General features: G+C 64.8%; 22 protein-coding genes. 9 read left to right on the top strand and 13 right to left on the bottom strand.

The annotated features are described in order from the left end of the window. Nucleotides 1-232: 232 nt before the first annotated feature. From endA to HYG81_RS28315, 8 genes are all read right to left on the bottom strand, one after another. Nucleotides 233-1,306: a tRNA-intron lyase gene (endA, locus tag HYG81_RS28350; protein WP_180839462.1), complete on the bottom strand. Its 1,074-nt coding sequence runs from the start codon at nucleotides 1,304-1,306 to the stop codon at nucleotides 233-235. A gap of 219 nt (nucleotides 1,307-1,525) precedes the next feature. Then, nucleotides 1,526-2,302, bottom strand: a complete 777-nt coding sequence (locus HYG81_RS28345) for a DUF91 domain-containing protein (RefSeq protein WP_180839461.1) — start codon at nucleotides 2,300-2,302, stop codon at nucleotides 1,526-1,528. A gap of 95 nt (nucleotides 2,303-2,397) precedes the next feature. Then, nucleotides 2,398-2,628 carry an Lrp/AsnC ligand binding domain-containing protein gene (locus HYG81_RS28340; protein WP_180839460.1) on the bottom strand — a complete coding sequence of 77 codons (231 nt, stop codon included), beginning with the start codon at nucleotides 2,626-2,628 and terminating at the stop codon, nucleotides 2,398-2,400. Nucleotides 2,629-2,682: 54 nt separating this feature from the next. Next, nucleotides 2,683-3,387 carry a hypothetical protein gene (locus tag HYG81_RS28335; RefSeq protein ID WP_180839459.1) on the bottom strand — a complete coding sequence of 235 codons (705 nt, stop codon included), beginning with the start codon at nucleotides 3,385-3,387 and terminating at the stop codon, nucleotides 2,683-2,685. A gap of 171 nt (nucleotides 3,388-3,558) precedes the next feature. Continuing rightward, nucleotides 3,559-4,713 (bottom strand): DUF7343 domain-containing protein, encoded by a 1,155-nt coding sequence (locus tag HYG81_RS28330; RefSeq protein ID WP_180839458.1) that lies wholly within the window; start codon nucleotides 4,711-4,713, stop codon nucleotides 3,559-3,561. 183 nt (nucleotides 4,714-4,896) lie between these two features. After that, nucleotides 4,897-5,247, bottom strand: coding sequence for a hypothetical protein (locus tag HYG81_RS28325; protein ID WP_180839457.1), 351 nt, complete (start codon nucleotides 5,245-5,247; stop codon nucleotides 4,897-4,899). A 347-nt stretch (nucleotides 5,248-5,594) separates the two neighbouring features. Beyond that, nucleotides 5,595-5,966 (bottom strand): hypothetical protein, encoded by a 372-nt coding sequence (locus HYG81_RS28320; protein WP_180839456.1) that lies wholly within the window; start codon nucleotides 5,964-5,966, stop codon nucleotides 5,595-5,597. 10 nt (nucleotides 5,967-5,976) lie between these two features. Then, nucleotides 5,977-6,507, bottom strand: coding sequence for a hypothetical protein (locus HYG81_RS28315; RefSeq protein ID WP_180839455.1), 531 nt, complete (start codon nucleotides 6,505-6,507; stop codon nucleotides 5,977-5,979). A 287-nt stretch (nucleotides 6,508-6,794) separates the two neighbouring features. Here HYG81_RS28315 and HYG81_RS28310 point away from each other — a divergent pair, with 287 nt between their 5' ends. The 4 genes from HYG81_RS28310 (at nucleotide 6,795) to HYG81_RS28295 (ending at nucleotide 9,338) form a co-directional block, all read left to right on the top strand. After that, nucleotides 6,795-7,391 (top strand): DJ-1/PfpI family protein, encoded by a 597-nt coding sequence (locus HYG81_RS28310; RefSeq protein WP_180839454.1) that lies wholly within the window; start codon nucleotides 6,795-6,797, stop codon nucleotides 7,389-7,391. 208 nt (nucleotides 7,392-7,599) lie between these two features. Next, nucleotides 7,600-8,058, top strand: coding sequence for a TRAM domain-containing protein (locus HYG81_RS28305; RefSeq protein WP_180839453.1), 459 nt, complete (start codon nucleotides 7,600-7,602; stop codon nucleotides 8,056-8,058). Between the two features lie 247 nt (nucleotides 8,059-8,305). Further along, nucleotides 8,306-8,962 (top strand): HAD family hydrolase, encoded by a 657-nt coding sequence (locus HYG81_RS28300; RefSeq protein ID WP_180839452.1) that lies wholly within the window; start codon nucleotides 8,306-8,308, stop codon nucleotides 8,960-8,962. A gap of 70 nt (nucleotides 8,963-9,032) precedes the next feature. After that, nucleotides 9,033-9,338 carry a hypothetical protein gene (locus HYG81_RS28295; RefSeq protein WP_180839451.1) on the top strand — a complete coding sequence of 102 codons (306 nt, stop codon included), beginning with the start codon at nucleotides 9,033-9,035 and terminating at the stop codon, nucleotides 9,336-9,338. Between the two features lie 90 nt (nucleotides 9,339-9,428). On the opposite strand, the gene HYG81_RS28290 is transcribed toward HYG81_RS28295, so the two are convergent. The 3 genes from HYG81_RS28290 to HYG81_RS28280 all read right to left on the bottom strand — a co-directional run bounded on the left by HYG81_RS28290 (nucleotide 9,429) and on the right by HYG81_RS28280 (nucleotide 13,151). Continuing rightward, nucleotides 9,429-11,789, bottom strand: a complete 2,361-nt coding sequence (locus HYG81_RS28290; protein WP_180839450.1) for a DEAD/DEAH box helicase — start codon at nucleotides 11,787-11,789, stop codon at nucleotides 9,429-9,431. 110 nt (nucleotides 11,790-11,899) lie between these two features. Next, entirely contained in the window at nucleotides 11,900-12,499 is a 600-nt protein-coding gene (locus tag HYG81_RS28285) for a DUF7978 family protein (RefSeq protein ID WP_180839449.1), read from the bottom strand. Between the two features lie 136 nt (nucleotides 12,500-12,635). Then, the gene (locus HYG81_RS28280) at nucleotides 12,636-13,151 is read right to left on the bottom strand and encodes a PH domain-containing protein (protein ID WP_180839448.1); all 516 of its coding nucleotides are present in this window, start codon (nucleotides 13,149-13,151) and stop codon (nucleotides 12,636-12,638) included. A 318-nt stretch (nucleotides 13,152-13,469) separates the two neighbouring features. On the opposite strand from HYG81_RS28280, the gene lipA reads away from it, so the two are divergent. The 5 genes from lipA to lpdA all read left to right on the top strand — a co-directional run bounded on the left by lipA (nucleotide 13,470) and on the right by lpdA (nucleotide 20,051). Next, entirely contained in the window at nucleotides 13,470-14,450 is a 981-nt protein-coding gene (lipA, locus tag HYG81_RS28275; protein ID WP_180839447.1) for a lipoyl synthase, read from the top strand. Nucleotides 14,451-14,721: 271 nt separating this feature from the next. Further along, the gene (gene pdhA, locus HYG81_RS28270) at nucleotides 14,722-15,828 is read left to right on the top strand and encodes a pyruvate dehydrogenase (acetyl-transferring) E1 component subunit alpha (protein WP_180839446.1); all 1,107 of its coding nucleotides are present in this window, start codon (nucleotides 14,722-14,724) and stop codon (nucleotides 15,826-15,828) included. Nucleotides 15,829-15,832: 4 nt separating this feature from the next. Beyond that, a complete protein-coding gene (locus HYG81_RS28265) occupies nucleotides 15,833-16,828 on the top strand; it encodes an alpha-ketoacid dehydrogenase subunit beta (protein WP_180839445.1) in 996 nt (331 codons plus the stop codon). A gap of 1 nt (nucleotide 16,829) precedes the next feature. Then, a complete protein-coding gene (locus HYG81_RS28260) occupies nucleotides 16,830-18,494 on the top strand; it encodes a 2-oxo acid dehydrogenase subunit E2 (protein ID WP_180839444.1) in 1,665 nt (554 codons plus the stop codon). Between the two features lie 60 nt (nucleotides 18,495-18,554). Continuing rightward, nucleotides 18,555-20,051, top strand: a complete 1,497-nt coding sequence (gene lpdA / locus HYG81_RS28255; protein WP_180839443.1) for a dihydrolipoyl dehydrogenase — start codon at nucleotides 18,555-18,557, stop codon at nucleotides 20,049-20,051. A 288-nt stretch (nucleotides 20,052-20,339) separates the two neighbouring features. Here the strand turns inward: lpdA and HYG81_RS28250 are convergent, their stop codons facing one another. Next, nucleotides 20,340-20,636: a DUF7521 family protein gene (locus HYG81_RS28250; RefSeq protein WP_180839442.1), complete on the bottom strand. Its 297-nt coding sequence runs from the start codon at nucleotides 20,634-20,636 to the stop codon at nucleotides 20,340-20,342. Beyond that, nucleotides 20,633-21,010, bottom strand: coding sequence for a winged helix-turn-helix domain-containing protein (locus HYG81_RS28245; RefSeq protein ID WP_180839441.1), 378 nt, complete (start codon nucleotides 21,008-21,010; stop codon nucleotides 20,633-20,635). Before HYG81_RS28245 ends, HYG81_RS28250 begins: the two co-directional genes overlap by 4 nt. Between the last annotated feature and the right edge of the window lie 392 nt (nucleotides 21,011-21,402).

Genomic DNA, 21,402 nt, shown 5'->3' with positions numbered 1-21,402 from the left:
GTGGCGCGTGCTGTGCCGCGGTTCGCGTCAGCGAACTGCGGCTCGAACGCACGCGAGGGATGAACGAAGGAACGAAGTGACTGAGTGAATCGGTTGGGGAGGGTGTGGTGATTCCCTGTTGCCAGTACGGGCAGAACGCTGGTCTTCACGTTACCACGTACCAGAACGAAAACGGCACCCACTGAGAAGCGCGTTCCACCCACCGAGCAGCGTTCGGCGAGAGATCCGGTTACTACGGCGTCAGTCGCTCGAGCGACCACCACTCGATCCCCGCGTCCCCGTCGGATCCGTTCGACTCCACCAGCGCGAACACCATCGTCTTCCGCACCCCGTGGGCGAGCCGAACGTCGAGCGCCAGATCGCGCGGCTCGAAGACGTACGCCGCGGGATGCACGCGAACCAGCAGTTCGGAGTGACCGAGGTTCTCGACTGACTCCACGTCCGCGTAGGTCCGGAAGTCGGCACCGAACTTGTACCCCGTCTTGGGAACGACGCCGCGTTCGCGCAACTCGGTGTAGACGGTCAGCCGCCGATCGAACCGCTCGCCCTCGACCTCGCGGCCCCGCTCGCGAACCGTGCTGGCCTCGAGCGCGAGCGCTCCTCGCTCCGCGAGGTAGGTCGCCTCGAGCAGCGAACACTGCAGCGTCGGTTCGTCGTACTCCCGGCCCTCGAGTGGCTGGCCGTAGAACGTCTGCTCGTAGAGGGAGAGCGGCGGCTCCCAGACGACGACCCGATCCGCGAGCAGGTCGGCCTCGCAGTTCTCGGGAAGGGTGATATCGGCACCCGACGTGCCGGTCGGATCTCGCTGTCCTATTTCGAAGTAGGTAATCTCGCTCTCTTCGTCGACGACCGCCAGCACGCCCTCCCGGAGTTCGGCGGCCGGAATGTCGGTCCGCTCGCCGATGATTCGTAACGCGTAGGCAATCTCGCCGTCTCGAGGCCCCTTCCCTCGCGGAAAAACCGCGAAATCTGCCTCGCCGCTCGGCGGGTTCGGAACCCACGGCTCCGCGGCCGGCGAGAGATAGAAGCCCCGCGACCGTAGATCCGCGTAGACCAGAAATCGGACACCGAAATCCTCGCCGGGCTCGCGAGCTATGAATTCCCGAAACCCGAGACGCTCGCCGCTGGCGGCGTCGACCACTGCCTCGAGGTCCCCCCGATACAGGAGGTGCGCCGCTTCGACCGGCGCGAGGGCGATTTCGTTCCCCTCGAGCGGATAGCCGTAGCCCCGCGAGTCGTGATACCGCTGGCGCGCGTCGCTGCCCACGCGGACGACGCCGTCGTCGAACCGCCCCTCGAGTGACATAGTCGGGGTTTTGCGAGCCGTGACTAAGTGGCTACGGATCGATTCCCATTCGAGGGTGGTGGTGGGACGGACACTGCTGGGCGTGCGAGCTTGAGAACCGTGGGCGGGTTCAGGAGCATCTCTGCTGCAAACACCCCGAAAGCCCCTTTCATTCCCACCCACTGCAGCGGCTGAGTAGCCGGCTATAGCACGGTGGTCGTCTCGGTTTCGATCAAGTCGTCAGTCGTCCGCCGCGGATTCGGCCTCGAGCGCCTCCTCGAGCCCCCGATCACAGGTCGCATCGAGACAGCGGGTGCCGCTGGCGGTCTCGAAGGTCGGTAGCCCACAGCCGCAGTCGCCGTCGACGACGCCGGCGGGGACGGCGAAGCCGGTGTCGCAGTCGGGATAGTGCTCGCAGCCGGCGATGAGGCCGCCGCGCCGGAGAATTCGGAGGTTACCGTCGCAGTCGGGTTCGGGGCACGCCCATTCACGGTCGAAGGCCTCCGTGACCGCCGCGTCGAGGGATTCACAGCCCCGGTCGAGGCAGACGTTGAACGCCAGGCCACGCTCGACGCGCATCTTGGGAAGCCCGCAGTCGCAATCACACTGCTCGTCACGGATCGTCGCGTCCGCAGGCACGCCGTAGCGGTCGCCACAGCCGACGCAGTGGACCCCGCTCGAGCGCACGAGCGCGCCGCCGCAGTCGGGACACGCCCCGATGGGCGTCCCGGCCGCCGAGGACGGGTAGTGGGCGAACCCGTCCTGGTCGTGGGTCGCGATCCGCAGCGTCTGGGTCCCCTTCTTCGCGACAAGGGTGAAGCCGCCCGTACGATCGCTCGAGACGCTGTCGGCGCGGGTCAGCCACGCGACGGGCTGGTAGCCGTCGGTGTCGTGGACGAGGATGGTGTTGTCGGGTTTGACGATCGTCGTCACTCGACCGCGGTACTCTTGTCGGTCGTCGTCCTCGGCGATGACGGTGCAGTCGCCCGCGAGGACGCGGATCGCGTCGTCGATCATGGGCCGTCTGGCCGCGGGTTCGTACTTAAAGTCGCGGACGAACGGTCGACGCTGTTCTGGCCCATCGGGGTCGGGCGACTGGCAGACTCGCTGGCTCAGTCGATGCAGATGTACGTTCGCGTCATCCCGACCCCCTCGAGCGACCGAACGGTGTCGGTGATCGTCTCGAGGATGTCGTGTGGCTCGTCGCCCGCTAACTCGACCATGATGTCGAAGTCGCCTGCGATGACGTGTGCGTCGATCACTCCCTCTGCAGCGCGCAGGGTCTGGCACACCTCCTCGGCGGTCCCGGCCGCGGTGTCGATCATCGCATACGCGTCGACCATCTCACCAGTCTACGGAACCGAACGGCAAAAAACGGACATGCGCTACTCACCGGGTCACGCTTCGCTCGACTCCGCTGCAGTCTCGTCCGCACCGTTGACGCCCACTTCGTCGATTCGATTTTCACCGCCGACGTCGATCGAACTGTTCGGATCGGAGTCGGGACCGAGCGACCGCTCATCGCCGTTGCCGGCGATCGATCGAGCGATTGCTGCGGTTTCTGGTCCCCCGAGGTCGCCGGCGCGGTCTCGAAGCGTTCGGATTGAGTCGACGTCGATACCGCGCTCGGTGAGCACCGCTTCGGGGAGTCCAGCCGCGGTCGTCTCGGCCGTCGCTGCCTGTCGCTCGAGGGTCCGCATCTCGACGACGGTCGTCGCGACTTCCGCACGATAGCGTCCCTCGCTGATATCGCCGGCCTCGCGGGACTCGTTCAGTTTCTCGAGTCTGCGCTCGAGTTCGGCGAGACGCGCTTCCGTTTCGTTGAACTGCGCGGCAACGACGGCCGCTTTCGTCTCGTTGGTCTCCGCGTTCGCGATTCGGATGCCGAAGGCCCGCTCCGAAACGTCGCCCTCGATTTCGGCGTTCTGGACGCCGACAGCGGCGGCGAACTGCTCACCGGGCTTGATCGACTCGTTTCCTGCCTCGGAGTCGCTTGTCGCCTGTCCGTTCGCGCTCGAGGAGACGCTCGCCGCGGCGAGGGGGACCGCGACCATCGCGACGACGAGTACCGCTGCCAGCGTGATCGATAGGGTTCGATTCATTGGTGCTAGTTGTCTGTCCGTAGTGATAGACACTCGAGTCGATGACTTGGGTTCATCGACAGTTTCCGCCATTCAACGCCGTTTTCGATGCGTTGCAGTCTGGCGGTTTTACCGATTTCGGCCGTCTCGGCTCACTCGCCAGACCGGAATCGACGGCGACGTGCGTTCGTCTCATTCCGCTTCGTCATCGCCGATATACGTCGTGATTCCGTCGTCCGCGTCGGGGAGCGAGAGCACGTTCTCGCGACCGAGACGGAACGACTCGAGTTTCCCCTCCTCGCGGAGCGCGCTGACCACCTTGCTGGTCTTCGCGTCGGTCCAGTCGAGTTCCTCGACGACCGCCTGCTGTTTCATCCGGCCGCCATGATCCGTGATAAGTCGAAGCACCTGCTCTTCGTTGGTGAGGAGCGCCGTATCCGGCGTTCCAGTCGCGCCTGTGGCCGCTGATCCGGCGCTCGCTGCCGACGTCGTTCCGGACGCCGAACCGGGGCCGTTGTCGGGGCTGGGACCGGGACCGGAATTCGGCTCGGGTGCACCGTCCCCGTCAGCCGTCTGCCCCGCCCCTTCCCTGCGATTTCGGTACCACCACGCGCCGACGGCACCGAGACCAACCAGGACGATCGCGGCTCCCGCGATCATCGCCGTGTCGGCCCCGGAGCCGCTCCCAGCGGCGGTAACGACGACTCGCGGTTCTCCGGAGACGAAGTCCGTCTCGCCGCCCCGCCAGATCACCGCGTTCTCGCGTTCGTCGTCCGGATCGGGTGTAACCGACGTTCGCTCGTAGCCGTCCGGCCACTCGAGCAGTAATCGGATCCCATCGTCGAGATAGATCCCCTCGAGGGCATCGCCGGCGCGGAGCTTGTCGCCCTCGACGGCGGTGAACTCGTGCCAGCGGAACGTGTACCTGACGACGCCGTACTCCCGTGCGAACGACTGTCGCGCGGTAGTCACGTCGAATCCGTCGGCGGACATGTCACGACCAGTCGCCTTACTCGCCGTGGCGACCGTCTCGTCCATCTGATCGGCGAACGACTGCGTGCGGTTTTCGGGATCGTCCTGAATATCGTCTCGCAGCGACTCGAACGCCGTCGTGCTCTCGTTGTCGTCGAGGCGAATCCAGAACTCGACCGTCCACGCGGCGGTCCCGTTTGCCTCGAATGCGACGTCCATTCGGACCTCGTCCGCGTCGATCTGGTCTTGCTGAACTGCAAACGGACTGGATTGCGGCTGGCCGGCGTTCGTGGCCCCGGTGGCGGCGCCAATCGGCCCCGCTCCGATAAGAAGCACTGCGACGACCACGATTGTCAAGCCGACGCGACTGTTCATACGTGTCGGTACTTGCCACTTCGCTTAAATCATACGGAAGTCATAACGTGGCGTCTGAACGCCTATACTGTGCTATACAGCCGATTCGATTCGAGATGGGTCAATTCTCCATCATTCACTGTCGCTGTTCGGTCCGGACGCGCCGGAATATCGATTCTTTCCGGCCGAAAACGTTGCAGAGCGCTACGCACCGGGAACGCCGAACGCGCCGACGCCGAGCCGGAAGACGACGTTGAGGACGAAGAGCATGGCGAGCGCGGCGATCCAAGCGATGAACCCGATCGTTGCGGCCGTTCCCCAGCCGCCGGGGTAGCGCCAGTTGATCACCCAGACCCAGGCGATGAGCGCGAGTATCGGCCCCAGCAGCGGTATCCACGAGGTTAGTGCCCAGGCGATCGCGCCGAGGATCGCCGTAACGATTGCGTACGAGTAGTCCTCGACGTCGACGATGAACCGCGCGCTGACGAATATCGCCAGTCCACCGACGAGTAGTGCAACGACGAAGGCGACGAGCGATCCGATAACGGCGACCATGGAACCCAATTCCGTGGCCAGATAATTATAACGGACCCATCCGGGACCGACGCTGGCGCGCTGACGATTGTCGAGTACCAGTACGCCGCTGACGCTCGAGCGGACACGACCTGCTATCGCGTGAACACTGCCATCGCGGTCGTTATCGGTATTTCGTGGTCGTCTCCGACGCGAGAATCCGCGTGTTCGAATGCGTCAGCAAGCGCAGCGACGTAAGCGGAACGCACTAGCGGGGTGGGTTCGGCGAAAGAGAGCGTCAGCGGGGACAGGTTTGGTGGAGGGTGCGTCAGCGGGGACGAATTTGGTGGAGGGGGGTCGGCGGCGGTGAGCGTCAGCGGGAACGCGATTCAGGCACCCGGGACACCGAGTGTCGAGACCGAGCCGATACCGGCCAGCTCGAGGGCCGCGAGGACGACGACGGCTGCCGCCCAGGCGGCGATACCGACCGCGCTGGATCGGACCCAGCCGTGCCGATAGCGCCACTTGACGACCGCGACCCACGCGACGACCGCCAGCAGCCCGCCGAGTAGCGGGACTGGCTCGAGGAGCGCCCAGACCAGTGCGCCGAGCAACGCGGTCAGCACCGCGTGGGCGTACTCACGCGTATCCGAGACGACGTGGGTACCGACATGGAGGGCCATCCCGCCGATCAGCAGGTTCACGGCGAACGTCAGTAGCCGGTCCTCGAGACCGATTATCATCGATGCTGATACGGGCATGGTGAGTCAGTTACGCGTCGGCCTGTTCGTCGGTATCGGACGACTCATCCCGTTCGTCGTCGATCTGCTCATCATCGTCAGTCTGCTCGTCGTTACCTTCCTGTGATTCGTCATCGGTGGTGTCGTCTTCGTTAGTGCCGTCAGCGTCGTTGGTGTCCTCGACTTCGTTGTTGTCGTCAGCGTCATCGCTCTCGTCGTCATTAGGTGTCACGTCACTGATCGCGTCGCCGAGCGAGCCCTCAAGGGCACCGCTCAGGAACGACGAGATCCGGTCGTGGATTTCGGAGACGTGATCGGGGACCTGGTCAGGGAGGTCGACAGGAGATCCCTGTCCGTCGCGTTCGTCCGCGTTACCATCGGCAGCGGCTCCGTTCTCGCTTCGGTCGTCGTGTTCGTCTGCGTGTCCGTTCGCGTGCCGTTCGTCGGTACTATCCGCGTCCGTGTCCGTTGCCGCAGGTGCGTTTCCGGGCGCTGCAGCGGCGAACCCGGTCGCCATGATCAGTACTGCGCAGACAGCTGCGATGAGCGTTGTTCGTCTCATAGTTCGCATCCGACTCTCGGTAGTCCGACCGACTTGAAGGGGGCATGTCGTGGCCCCGCATTTCGGACGTTTGAGCCCATTTTGAGGACGTTTTCGCGGGTTTTCCTCCGTTCAATGCGGATCGAACAGGATCGCACTGGTGACAGCCGGTCGGGTCACGACGTGCGGACGAATTCTGGCAGAGCGACCGGTGGCACGTTCCCAACGCGCCGACTCGGGGACGACCGACTCGAGCAAATCTCTGACGGGGACACAACGGATTTCTACCGTGCTGTCGACTCCCATATATGGTCGACCTGACTGCCGAAATCGTCCTGTTCGACGGCTTCGACGAACTCGACGCGATCGGTCCCTACGAAGTGTTGCAGAACGGCGCTCAGGCCGGTGCGTCGCTCGAGACGCGACTGGTCACGCTCGAGCAATCCGGCCTCGTGACGGCGAGTCACGGTCTCCGCGTCGAGCCGGACGGAACGATCGGTCGGCCGGACCTTCTGCTCGTCCCCGGTGGCGGATGGACGACCGAAGACGGCGGTGTCCGAGCCGTCGTCGAGGACGGTCGCTTGCCGAGGGCAGTCGGCGAGCGCTATACCGCCGGTGTGACCGTCGCCTCGGTCTGTACCGGTGCGATGGTGCTGGCCGAAGCGGGCCTGCTCGAGGGGCGACCCGTAACTACTCATCAGGTCGCGATCGATGACCTCGAGGCGCACGCCGAGACCGTCGTCGGCGCACGCGTGGTGGACGACGGTGACGTGCTCACCGCCGGCGGCGTTACCGCGGGGATCGACCTGGCGCTGTGGCTCCTCGAACGCGAGTTCGGTGCGAGGATCGCTACGGCCGTCGAAACGGAGATGGAACACGAACGGCGCGGCGAGGTCGTCGGCTGACACGCTGTTCTCTCGAGGGACTCTCTACCAGTTCGCCGTCCGTCGGTTCGGCCAGTTAGCAGCCGGTCAGTAGCCGGTGGACTCACCGCTAGTAGGGCTGTGGCGAACACGCGGTGACGACAGAGAAACCGAACGACTGGCCACCGAGCCGATGTATTCAGTAGACTCAAGGGCATATGGTTCCACTCCGTAAGATACGATACATCCAATGAAAATATCTGATCGACTTCTTTGTCTGTTTTCCGGACAAGTCGAAGAGCGAGACGAATCGTACGTCGTCGAGGTTCCCAAACGAGAGCTTCGACTCGGCGATGTAGACGAGGGCCAATCGTACCGAATCGCCGTGTTGTCCCCCTCGACGGAATCGAACGAGGAGGCGGAACACGACTCGGCGGCAGAGACGGAACGCGAATCGGAGGCCGCGACGGGCCGGAGCTCGACCCAGTCACACGGCTCGCTGGAACCGCCAGTCGAACCGGGCGAAACCCGAACAGTGGAGATCGAAGACGTCGGCGATCAGGGAGACGGCATCACGCGCGTCGAACGCGGATTCGTCGTCATCGTTTCCGGGACGGACAAAGGAGAACGAGTCCGGATCGAAATCACCCAGGTGCAAGAAAACGTCGCGTTCGCGGACGTAGTGGAACGACTGGATTACTACGAGTAACGCTCGAGCGGGTCGGCTCCCGCTCCGTCGGGCAGGCGCTCGAGCGATCGGCTCTTGGTCTACCCACTCTGCACTCGAGGAGAGCGATCTACTCCGTTCGTACGCTTCTATTTCTCTTCTCTCCCACCGTCGTACTGGCCGTTCACGGACCGCGGGACGAAATCAGTTCTCGAACAGCGGATCGGTTCGCAACTCCCTCTGGTGCTTGCCAAACGGCTATACGGGGCGATCGAATAGCCCGGTGTAGATGACTGCTGTACTCTTCGATATGGACGGAGTGCTCGTCAACAGCGAAGATTACTGGGTCGACTTCGAGCGCGAGGAACTCTTCCCCGCGGCCGTCCCCGACGAGGACGTCGACCTCGCCGAGACGAGCGGGATGAACTTCCGCGAGATCTACGACTACCTCGAGGCGGAGTACGGAACCGCCATCTCCCGCGAGGAGTTCATCCAGCGATTCAACGCGGCCGCCGAGGAGATCTACACCGAGCGCGCCGAAGCGCTCGACGGACTCCACGACCTCCTCGCCGAACTGGACGACCGCGGCGTTCCCACAGCGCTCGTTTCATCGTCGCCACACGACTGGATCGGCATGGTCCTCGAGGAGTTCGACCTCGAAGGGTCGTTCGACCGCGTGATCAGCGCCGACGATATCGACGCCGCGAGCAAGCCGGCTCCCGACGTCTTCGAGTACGCGGCGGACGAAATCGGCGTCCCGGCCGAGGAGTGCGTCGTCGTCGAAGACTCGGCGAACGGAATCGAGGCGGCCGCTCGAGCCGGGACGATCGTGATCGCGTATCGGATCGCCGCTCACGGCGACATCGATCGGTCGCCGGCCGACGAGATCGTCGATTCGCCCGCCGAACTTCGAGAGCGCGTCCTCGCGCTGGCGGAGCGGGAGTAGCGCCGCCGAACGCCGTCTCCCTTACAATACGTGGCGAATCGTTATGCGGCTGCTCGCAGCGAGATCCGATATGGATTGCGCCTTCTGCGAGTCGCCGGTTCAGTTCAATCAGCACAAGATGGCACACCGGGTCTTCGAGTTATCGGACCCGGAGCACAAGTGGTGGCTCTGTCGCGACTGTGCGGAAATACGAAATCAGGGAAGTAAGACCGAGGGAACCTACGGCGAGCGGAGCACGTGTATCGACTGCGATTCGGAGGTCGCGTACGGTATCGCACTGCTGAAGAAAACCGCCCGCGGGGACGAGGTGACCGACGGAACGGTCTTCCAGGTCCTCTGCGAGACGCACTTCGACGAACGAACGGCCGGCGAATAGCGTCACCGCTCGAGTGGCTGTCGAATGCCTCTCTCGCTATCAAACGTCGAACGTCCTTACTATCGAACGTCGACCACACCACTCACCCCGCTATCGAACGCCGACGGTCCGACTCGCCTCGATCGGAATCAGCGGGAGTTCGGGGAAGGCGACGCTGACGGTGTACTCGAGTTCCTCGGCGTCGGCACCGAAGACGCCGACCGGGACGGTTGCTTCGTCGCGCAGGTAGGGGTTCGTACTCGTCATCTCTACACCATTGACGGTCACCCGGACGCCGGCGCGGGCGGGTTCGCCGACGTTCCGAACCGTGACCTCGCAGACCTCGTTCTCGCCCGTCGCGACGCTGTCGGGGAACCGTCCCCACTCGATTTCGACCGCGGGGAGTGACTGAGCCCCCTCGTAGACGCGCTCGGCGACGCCCTCCGAAAGGCCGGCGTCGACGAGTCCCTCGACGCCCGCGTCGATGATGTCACCGGGCGTCGACAGCCCCTCTTTCGCGAGTTTGCTCGCGCGACCCGGGCCGACGCCGTCGATGGCGGTCAGCCCGACCGCGTCCTCCGCGACGCCGTTCTCGATGCGGGCCTCGACCCGCCGCGCGAGGTTCGCGGCGTGGGGCCCGACGAATCGATCGAGGAAGGCTCCGAGCGCCGAGACGAGCCGCGTCGCGTTGCGCCGGATGACCCACGCGTCGCTGCGCAGTTCCGACGGGGTCGAGCCGCTGGCCGCACTGCGGAGGATCGCGAGCACCTTCCGCTGACCCGGCTCGAGGTCCTCCGTATCCTCCCCCACGAGCACCGCGTCGACCGCGTCGCGTTCGTCCTGACGGGCCGACACCGAGTCGAACTCCTCGGCGGTCGCGACCGCCGCGAGGATGTCGCTCGCCTCGAGTTCGTCGTCCCCCTCGCTCCCCACGCGATCGCACAGTTCCGCGAAGCGAGCCGCCGTATCGAGTCGGAGGTAGTACTTCGAGGTCAACACGCCTCGCGCCGTCGCCTCGATCGAGAGGTCCTCGCCGGTCTCGACGAAGCCCCGATCGACCAGCCCCTCGAGGCAGTCTCGCACCCGCTGGCGGAGATTGGGGAAGTCGTAGTCGTCTGGTTTCGACTGACCGCGGACGTAGTAAAAGGTCGTCTCGAGCCAGTCCATCACGTCCTCGAGATCGGTGATCGTCCCCATCGCGATCTCGGCGTTGAGGTGGGTCTCGAGGCTCTCGGCCAGTCGGGACTCGATCTCCTTGCCGTCGCGCAGCAGTCGGCGGTACTTGTCGGCCTCGGCCGAATCGCAGACCACCCAGCCGTAGCCGATGTCGTCGTACCCCGGCCGCCCGGCACGACCGAGCATCTGGAGCACGTCGAGGGGGCTCATGTCGACCTCGCCCTCGAGCGGATCGTGGTACTTCGTATCGCGGATCACGACGCAGCGGGCGGGCAGATTGACGCCCCAGGCGAGGGTCGAGGTCGAGAAGAGTAGTTCGATGTGTCCCGCCTTGAACCACTCCTCGACGAGGTCGCGATCGTTCTTCGAGAGTCCGGCGTGGTGAAAAGCCACGCCATCGAGCACCGACTTGCGGAGCGTGGCGTCGTCGAGTTCTTTCGAGTCGGTATGGAAATCGTAGTCGCCGCGAGCGCCCATCGGAATATCTCGCTCGGCGATCTCGTCGCGAGCCTTCTTCGTGGCCTGAACGGTGTCCTGCCGGGACGAGACGAAGACGAGCGACTGGCCGTCCTCCCGGAGATGCGGTTCCGCGAGATCCAGCGCCCGGTAGAGTCGGCGGTACTTGTCGGCGAAGGAATTGTCGCCGTGGGTGTAGGTCTTGACGCCCGCGTTGAGGTCGACGGGCCGGTACTCCTCGCCGAACTCGAAGGTCGTCTCCGCGGGCGCATCGAGCCACGCCGCCACGTCGCCGATGTTCGGCATCGTCGCCGACAGCGCGACGATGCGGGGATCACAGAGCCGCCGGAGACGAGAAATCGTCACCTCGAGCACGGATCCCCGTCGATCCGCATCCAGCAGGTGGACCTCGTCGATGACGCAGACGTCGATATCGGTGACGAAGTCGTACCGTCGAGAGTCGTGTTTGCGGGTCGCCGAGTCGAGTTTCTCGGGGGTCATCACGAGGATGTCCGCTCGGCGCGCGCGGCGGGGATTCAGGTCGCGCTCGCCGGTGACGACGTACACCGAGTAATCGAGGGCCTCGAAGCGGTCCCAGTCGTCTTCCTTTTCGTTCGTCAGCGCTCGCATCGGAGCGATAAACAGCGCCGTGCCGCCGTCGGCGAGCGCCTTACAGATCGCCAGTTCCGCGAGCGCCGTCTTCCCCGAGGCCGTGGGCGCGCTCGCGACCACGTTGTCCTCGGACTCGAGCAGTGCGGGCAGTGCCTCGCGTTGCATCCGGTTGAACTCCTCGAAGGCAAAGGCGTCGGCGAATTCGGGGAGAACCTCGGCGACCTCCATCACACGGTAAGGGGGAGTGGCGGGTCAAAGGCGTTTCCTTCGAGTCGCAAGACGGTCGCCATCGAAATCCCACTCTCGTGGCACTTCACGTCTCCCTCACAGCGCAGTGTCTATCGCGTATTGACGACGGCGGTGATCGCAGCCCCCGCAGTAGCGAATATCAGCGGGTACAGTATGCCGCCGAGCACGACCGCGGGCAGGAGTGCCGGCGCGACCGTGCTGGTGGCTTCGATCCCGAATGCGGACCATTCGGCGGTGGTTTCGGCGACGACCGCACCGAGGCCCATAATCACGGCGTACCCGATGGTCACCGGCGCACCGGCGATGACGGCCTCGTCGAGAGCGGTAACGTTCCACCGCACGGCCAGGAACGCACCGACTGCGAACAACACGAGCGGCGGAAGCACGTACAACACGTCGGCGCTCGAACTGCTCGACTCGGCGATGAGGTTGAGGATCTGCGTTCCGCTGAACGAGCCGGCCTGGCTGCTGGCCTTGATATCGACCATGTGGGCCTCGTAGAAGTACCAGGCGACCCCCTTCCAGGTGGCGATATCCTCGCCGACGGCCTCGCGAACCTCGCTCCCGATCAGCAGGTACGTGACGAGATACCCGAGCGCGGCGGCGAAGACGCCGAGTCCCGCACTCGCCGCAACGCTCGAGCCACGCGATACCGGTCCCTCTTCGGACGTTATCAGCCGTGAAGACATTATGGATTCTATGAGATACTTGCTCTAATGAGCTTTGGTTACCGGCCGTTCCGAGGATGTCGTCGGCTACTCGAGTAGCTCGCCGTTCTGGAAGTGCAGTCGATGACTGTCGCTGCCGGAGTCGCCGAGTCGTCGCTCAGACAGCGGCCTCGTCGGTTGCGACGTACTCGAGTTGGTCACTGAGCCGGCTGCTCGCCCGTTCCGGTTTGGGGACGCGTTCGAAGGTCAGCTCCGGTTCGCCGGAGCCGGCGGTGTAGACGGTCAGGTCGCCGTAGCCAAGCAGGCGACCGATCCCGGACTGGCGCAGGCTGGTGTTCTGGACGCGCTCGAGGCGAAACTGGGTGACGTCCCTCGAGACGATCCCGCGTTTCTTGTAGAGCTCCGAGGAGGTGATGACGTAGCGGGTGTTCGTCCAGACGAGATAGCGAACGGATGCGCCGATCACGCCGACGACGATCAGGAGGAGTCCGAGTATCGTCAGGAGACCGATGCCGTCGGTCCCGCTCCAGCCGGTAATGAGAAAGCCGGCGAGCGCGACCCCGATCCCGATTGGCAGTCTGATCCCCATCGTGACCGGATGCGGGCGGCTCTCCCAGACGATACTCTCGTCGTCGCTGATGTGAAACCAGTCTGGAGTCGAGCCGAAGGCCATCGGCCGCGCCTATTCCGCACTTCTCCGTAAAGCTATCGGGGAACGGATCGGTTACCGGTGACGACGAAGACGGTTTGATCCACCTTACTGACCGGGTCAGCGTCCGTCAGTTCGGGGCTCGACGCCGCCCGCAAGACTTCCCGATCCGTCGCCTCTTGGGGAGTATCACGCTCCGCTGTCCCTATCGACTACTACACGCCGACGTCTCCTGTCGGCCTGTCGGATCACTATGCTCCGATGCCCCCTATTGGGCTATCACGCTCCGACACTACCCGCGGGACCACCACGGTTTTTCACTGCGCGGCCCGACGATGGGATATGAGCCGCGCGCGCAAACCCGACTGGCTGAAGAGCCGCCCGCCGTCGGGCCAGGAGTTCGCGGACATCCGGGAGACGCTCCGGGAGCACGACCTGCACACCGTCTGCGAGGAGGCCAACTGTCCGAATCTGGGCGAGTGCTGGTCGGGTCGCTCCGGCCCTGACGGAACCGCGAAATCAGGTGACGCCGGCGGTGGGACGGCCACCTTCATGCTGATGGGTGACCGCTGCTCTCGAGCCTGTAACTTCTGCGACGTGAAAACGGGCGGGATGGAATCGCTCGATCCCGACGAACCCGAGAACGTCGCCAGCGCTATCGCCGAGATCGGGCTGGACTACGTCGTCCTCACGAGCGTCGATCGCGACGACCTTCCGGATCAGGGCGCGAGCCACTTCGCCGAGACGATCCGCGAGATCAAGGACCGTCATCCGGGGATCCTCGTCGAGGTTCTGATCCCGGACTTCCAGGGCGAGAAGCGACTCGTCCGGAAGATCATCGACGCCGAACCCGACGTAATCGCACACAACGTCGAGACCGTCGAGCGCCTGCAGTTCCCCGTTCGCGATCGGCGCGCGGGCTACGAACAGAGCCTCTCGGTGCTCGAGTGCATCGAGCGCGAATCCGATATCTACACGAAGACCTCGATCATGCTCGGCCACGGCGAGTACGACCACGAGGTCTACCAGACGCTGGCCGACCTGCGCGAGCGCGGCGTCGACATCGTCACGCTCGGGCAGTATCTGCGCCCGTCGAGAGATCACCTCGAGGTGCGACGCTACGATCACCCCGATAAGTACGAGACGTGGCGACGTGTCGCCGAGGACGAGTTAGGGTTCCTGTACTGCGCGAGCGGCCCGATGGTTCGGTCGTCGTACAAGGCGGGAGAACTGTTCGTCGACGCCGTGTTGCGCGAGGGGAAAAGCGTCGAGGAAGCGCGAGCCGGTGCGCGGCGATCGAGTCCGGAGCGCTCCGAGTCCTGAGTGTTGCGTCGACGAATGGGCGCTCCGCCATACAGATCGGTGAATCGGCTCCGATCGAACGTCGGTTTCACTCAGTCCGGGTCCCGTCTCGAGGCTCTGTTTCGACGATCAGCACAAAATGCCCATCTCCGATCACTTCTGTCCAGAATCTTCCACTGAGGATCGATATTTTCGAAGCGGGCTGGCAAGAATCTCTCCGTTAGTAAACTATTTGGGAAACTCCTTTACCCTGAGCGATAGTTCACTAGGGTATGTACAGGTGGGTCTTCCCGTGAGTACGTTACAGCGCGATCCCGACGAGCGAGTACAGGTACTCGACGAGGCGGGCCGCGTTCGCGAGGGCGTCGACGTGCCCGACCTCACCGAGGACGAACTCGTCGAGATGTACGAGCAGATGCGGCTCGTGCGCCGCTTCGACGAGCGGGCCGTCAGCCTCCAGCGGCAGGGACGGATGGGGACCTATCCGCCGCTGTCGGGGCAAGAGGGCGCACAGGTCGGCAGCGCCCACGCCTTGGACACCGAGGACTGGGTGTTCCCCAGCTACCGCGAGCACGGCGTCGGACTGGTTCGGGGCCTCTCCCTCGAGCGAACGCTGCTCTACTGGATGGGCCACGAGCGGGGCAACTACATGCCTGAGGACGTCAACATCTTCTCGGTCGCCGTCCCCATCGCGACCCAGATTCCCCACGCGACCGGCGCGGCGTGGGCCTCGAAGCTCAAGGGCGAAGAGAAGGCCTTCATGTGTTACTTCGGCGACGGCGCGACGTCGGAGGGCGACTTCCACGAGGGACTGAACTTCGCCGGCGTCTTCGACACGCCGAACGTCTTCTTCTGTAACAACAACCAGTGGGCCATCTCGGTGCCGCGCGAGCGCCAGACGGCCAGCGCGACGCTGGCCCAGAAGGCCACCGCCTACGGCTTCGAGGGCGTGCAGGTCGACGGCATGGACCCGCTAGCTGTCTACAAGGTCACCCGCGAGGCCGTCGAGAAGGCGAAAAACCCCGGCGAGGGCGAACTGCGACCGACGCTCATCGAGGCCGTCCAGTACCGGTTCGGGGCTCACACCACCGCCGACGACCCCTCCGTCTACCGGAGCGACGACGAGGTCGAACGCTGGAAGCAGAAGGACCCCATCCCGCGCCTCGAGACGTATCTGCGATCGAACGGCATGCTCGACGACGAGCGGGTCGACGCGATCGAAGATCGGATCGAGAGGAACGTGGCCGACGCCATCGACGAGGCCGAGTCGGTCGAACGGCCGGATCCTGAAGAAATCTTCGCCCACGTCTACGAGGGGATGCCCCGACGGTTACGGCGACAGCTCGAGTACTTCGAATCGATTCGCGAAGACCACGGCGACGACGCGCTGCTGGAGTGATATCATGTCCGTAGAATCCGACGCAGAGAACCTCACGCTGGTACAGGCGGTACAGGACGGCTTGCAAACCGAGATGGAACGAGACGAGGACGTCCTCGTCATGGGCGAGGACGTCGGCCGGAACGGCGGCGTCTTCCGCGCGACCGAAGGGCTCTACGACGAGTTCGGCGAGAACCGGGTGATCGATACCCCGCTGGCGGAGTCGGGGATCGTCGGCACGGCGATCGGGATGGCCGCCTACGGGATGCGGCCGGTGCCCGAGATCCAGTTCATGGGCTTCATCTACCCCGCGTTCGACCAGATCGTCTCGCACGCGGCGCGCCTGCGGACGCGCTCGCGCGGCCGATATACGTGCCCCATGGTCATCAGGGCTCCCTACGGCGGCGGGATTCGCGCGCCGGAACACCACTCCGAGTCGACGGAGGCGATGTTCGTCCACCAGCCCGGGCTCAAGGTCGTCATCCCCTCCACTCCCTACGACACCAAGGGGCTGCTGACCAGCGCCATCCGGAGCCCGGATCCGGTGCTCTTCCTCGAGCCGAAGCTCATCTACCGGGCCTTCCGCGAGGAAGTCCCCGAGGAATCGTACGAGGTGCCGATCGGCGAGGCGGCCGTCCGCCGCGAGGGGAGCGACATTTCGGTCTACACCTGGGGTGCAATGACCCGGCCGACGCTCGAGGCGGCGGAGAACCTCGCGAACGAGGGGATCGACGCCGAGGTGGTCGACCTGCGGACGGTGTCCCCGCTGGACGAGGAGACCATCGTCGAATCGTTCAAGAAAACCGGTCGCGCTGCCGTCGTTCACGAGGCTCCCAAGACGGGCGGTCTGGGAGCCGAGATCACCGCGACCCTGCAGGAGGAAGCACTCCTGTATCAGGAAGCGCCGGTGGAGCGCATCACGGGGTTCGACACGCCGTTCCCGCTGTACGCGCTCGAGGACTACTACCTGCCCGAACCGGCGCGCATCGAGGACGGCATTCGCAACGCTGTGGAGTTCTAACATGGTCAGAGAGTTCGAACTACCGGACGTCGGCGAAGGGGTCGCGGAGGGCGAACTGGTCTCGTGGCTGGTCGAGGCGGGCGATGCGGTGTCCGAAGATCAGCCGGTCGCGGAGGTCGAGACGGACAAGGCCCTCGTGGAGGTCCCCGCGCCGGTCAACGGCACCGTCCGCGAGTTGCACGTCGAGGAGGGCGAGATCGTCCCGGTTGGGACGGTAATCATTTCGTTCGACGTTGCAGGCGAGGAGAGCGACGAGGCTGCAGAACCGACCGAATCGGAGCAGGAGATGACGAGCGAACCAGCCGGCGTCGACGATCCGAGCGAGCCACCGGGCGACGGCGCCGAACCTGCCGGCGACCTCGGTGCGACCGGCACCGACACCGAGGAAGTCGCCCCGCCCGACGACCGCGTCTTCGCACCGCCGCGCGTTCGTCGCATGGCCCGCGAACAGGGGATCGACCTCTCGAGGATTCAGGGCAGCGGTCCTGGCGGCCGGATCACTGCAGCCGACATGCAGGCCGCGACCGGGGGCGGGTCCGGCGACGACGCGGCCCAGGTCCAGTCACGGGCGGCCGGAGAAGCACCCAGCGAGGCGGAATCTGAACCGAGCGACTCGAGCGGGGCGAGTGCAGACATCGAGCCCACCGAGGAAACGGCGACCGAGAGCACGACCGGGGCCTCGAGTCCACAGCGGACCGGGACACCGACGCAGGTCGAGTCAGCGGACCGCGATACGACCCTCGCCGCGCCGGCGACCCGGCGGATGGCTGCGGAGGAGGGGATCGATATCGATGCCGTCCCGTCGACTGAAGAGCGCGACGGCGAGGCGTTCGTCACGCCGGACGCAGTTCAGGAGTACGCCGAGGCACAGCGTCAGGCGCAAGAAGCAGATAGAGAAGCGGTCGAAGCGGGCGAATCGGTCGGGACGAAGGGAACCGATTTCGCGGAGGGCGAGCGCGAACGACGCGAGCCGTTCCGGGGCGTCCGCAAGCGAATCGCCGAAGCGATGGTCGAGTCGAAGTACAGCGCCCCTCACGTCACCCACCACGACGAGGTCGACGTGACCGAACTCGTCGAGGCCCGCGAGGACCTCAAACCGCGCGCCGAGGAGCGGGGCATTCGACTGACCTACATGCCGTTCATCATGAAGGCCGTCGTCGCGGCGCTGAAAGAACACCCCGAGATGAACGCGGTCATCGACGAGGCAAACGAGGAGGTCGTCTACCGCGACTACTACAACATCGGCATCGCGACCGCGACCGACGTCGGACTGATGGTACCAGTGGTCGACGACATCGATCAGAAGGGACTGCTCCAGCTCTCCTCGGAGATGAACGAACTCGTCCAGAAGGCTCGCGATCGGACGATCAGCCCCAGCGAACTGCAGGGGTCGACGTTTACGATCACCAACGTCGGCGGTATCGGCGGCGAGTACGCCACGCCGATCATCAACTACCCCGAGGCGGGGATCCTCGCGATCGGCGAAATAAAGCGTAAACCGCGCGTGATGACCGACGAGGACGGAACCGAGTCGATCGAACCCCGTTCTGTGCTGACGCTCTCGCTGTCGTTCGACCACCGGTTGATCGACGGAGCCGTCGGTGCCCAGTTCACGAATACCGTGATGGAGTACCTCGAGAACCCCGGCCTACTATTGCTCGAGTGATCGAAGACGAACCTACCCAACATGAGCGCACATTTCATACACGACGGAGGACGGTAACCGATGGTCGTCGGAGACGTCACCACCGGAACGGACGTACTGATTATCGGCGCGGGCCCCGCCGGCTACGTGGCTGCGATCCGCGCCGGACAGCTCGATCTGGACGTCACGCTCGTCGAGAAAGACGCGTACGGAGGGACCTGCCTGAACTACGGCTGCATCCCCTCGAAAGCGCTTATTACCGCGACCGATGTCGCCCACGAGGCCGCCACCGCCGAGGAGATGGGGATCCACGCCGACCCCGCGGTCGACCTCGCCAGGATGATGGACTGGAAGGATGGCGTCGTCGATCAGCTCACGAGCGGCGTCGAGAAGCTCTGCAAGGCGAATCAGGTCAACCTGCTCGAGGGCACCGCCCGATTCGCGGACGAGAACACCGTCCGCGTCTCTCACAGCGGCGAGGGCCAGGGTTCGGAGAGCCTCGAGTTCGAACACGCGGTCGTCGCGACCGGTTCGCGTCCCATCCAGATCCCGAACTTCGAGTTCGGGGACGAGCCCGTGCTGGACTCGAAACAGGCGCTGGCCCTCGAGTCGGTCCCCGATTCGATGGTCGTCGTCGGGGCCGGCTACATTGGGATGGAACTCGCGAGTGTCTTCGCCAAGCTCGGGACCGACGTGACCGTCGTCGAGATGCTCGACTCGATCCTCCCGGGGTACGATGACGACCTCAAACGCCCCGTGAAGCAGCGGGCGAACGACCTCGGGATCGACTTCGAGTTCGGCTACACCGCCGCGGATTGGCACGACCACGACGAGGGCGGAATCCGCGTCGTCGCCGAACCGGCCGAGCAGGCCGCTGCTGACGGCGGGAGCGAGGCGTCACGCGCCGCGGAGGCGAGCGGCGCGGAACAGGCGGCGGACGAACGGATCGAGTTCGACGTCGAGCGGGTGCTCGTGGCCGTCGGTCGACAGCCGGTCTCGGACACGCTCGACCTCGAGGCGGCCGGCGTCGAGACGAACGAGCGCGGGTTCATTGAAACCGATTCGCGCGCGCGTACGAACGTCGATCACATCTTCGCCGCCGGTGACGTCGCTGGCGAACCGATGCTCGCACACAAGGGCAGCGCGGAGGGGAAGGTCGCCGCCGAGGTGATCGCCGGCGAGCCCGCGGCTCTCGACCACCAGGCTATGCCCGCAGTCGTCTTCACCGACCCCGAAATCGCTACCGTCGGGATGACCGAACCCGAAGCCGAGGAAGCCGGCTTCGACACCGTGACCGGACAGTTCCCGTTCCGGGCCAGCGGTCGCGCGCTGACGACCGGCGACTCGGACGGCTCCGTCAAAATCGTCGCCGACGACGCGGACGGCTACGTCCTCGGTGCCTCGATCGTCGGCCCCGAAGCCTCGGAACTGATCGCCGAACTCGGTCTCGCGATCGAACTCGGCGCGACCCTCGAGGACGTCGCCGCGACGGTCCACGCGCATCCGACGCTCTCGGAGTCGGTGATGGAAGCCGCGGAAAACGCACTCGGACACGCGATTCATACTCTGAACCGATGACGGCTTGATTCGTACCGACGACGTGACGGCCACGATCCGCCGCGTCGCGCTACTTGATAATCCGATATGGCGCGCGCTGGCTTGCGGTTCGCCGACGGCGAAACGCAGGACGACTCCGTGCGAGGGATGAGTGAGCGCAGCGAACGAATCGGCTGGGGAGGGCGTGGCGATCCCCTGTTGCCACGATAGCAGTCTGCTATTTCGTCTTTCTCATCGAGCCGACACAAAGAGTCCGTTCCGCGTCGCTTTCACCTCAGTCCGTCTTCTATCGATCGGCGCTCGCGCCCGTTACTGCACGTACAGCGAGTACGCGATCACGAGAAACCCGGCCAGGACGAGCAGACTCTCGAGCAAAATCCCAGTCGCAAGCTCGACGCCGAGTAGCTCGTACAACATCCCGGCGAGTACAAATCCGAGCGTGACCAGCCCGAATCCCGCCGCGAGATACCCTAGCGCGCGCTGTCGCGTTCGCCGATACGCCTTGAGCGCGAAGTACGTAATGACCCCTCCAACGACGAGCACGAGCGTCTTGACGACCGCCAGCGCGAGCATCGTCTCGGTCGGTCCTGTCGGGAACGGATTCATGTTTCCTTTCGCACCTCCGACCACAGCTCCGCGAGCCGTTCGTCCGCCGTCCGGGCCGGTCGCTCGATCTCGACCGACAGCGATCGATCCTCGTCCAATCCGAGCGTAATCTCGTCGAACGCGACCGAGTACTTGCTCGCGTGGTGTCCGTCCTGTCGAATCTCGGTCGACTCCTCGAGCAGCGTCGATTCGGTCAACAGCTCGAGTTTCCGGTACAGCGTTGACTGCGGGATCTCACACCGCTTCGATAGCTCGGACGCAGTCATGGGCTTCTCGAGATTCCGGATAATCTCGCGGCAGTCGGGATCGTCCAGCGCAGCACAGATCTCCTCCGCGGACGGCGTCGACTCCGAAGCGAACGGGTCCCGGACCATTCGTTTCCCCCTTGCAACGCACGTGGTTTATCGGCATCGATGCGCGTCTCTGCCCCCAGCGCAGTGACTCACGACACGAAGCCTTCTTGCGCGTTCGCGCTCGAGTGCGACCACGCGGGTATCATTCGGCCAGACCGCACCTGCAAGGGTGGGATGATCGGCCGACCTCCGCCCGCGTGACATTCTCGAGACTGGTTCCGCTCGCTCGAGCAGCGATCGCACTTATCAGTGTTATTGACACTACGTTTTCGTGGAAAACCGTGCCATGGTATCGGATTCCGATACAAGTCTCGTCCGACGGCCTTATATGTACGCCCGGCATCTGATTGTAATGCGAACGACGTGGCGCACGCCGCCACGTCCCCTCCGGCCGCAACCCGGCGCGGAGGCAG

This window comes from Natrinema zhouii (assembly GCF_013456555.2).
GTDB lineage: Archaea > Halobacteriota > Halobacteria > Halobacteriales > Natrialbaceae > Natrinema > Natrinema zhouii.
This window is presented reverse-complemented; position numbering and strand designations above follow the sequence as displayed.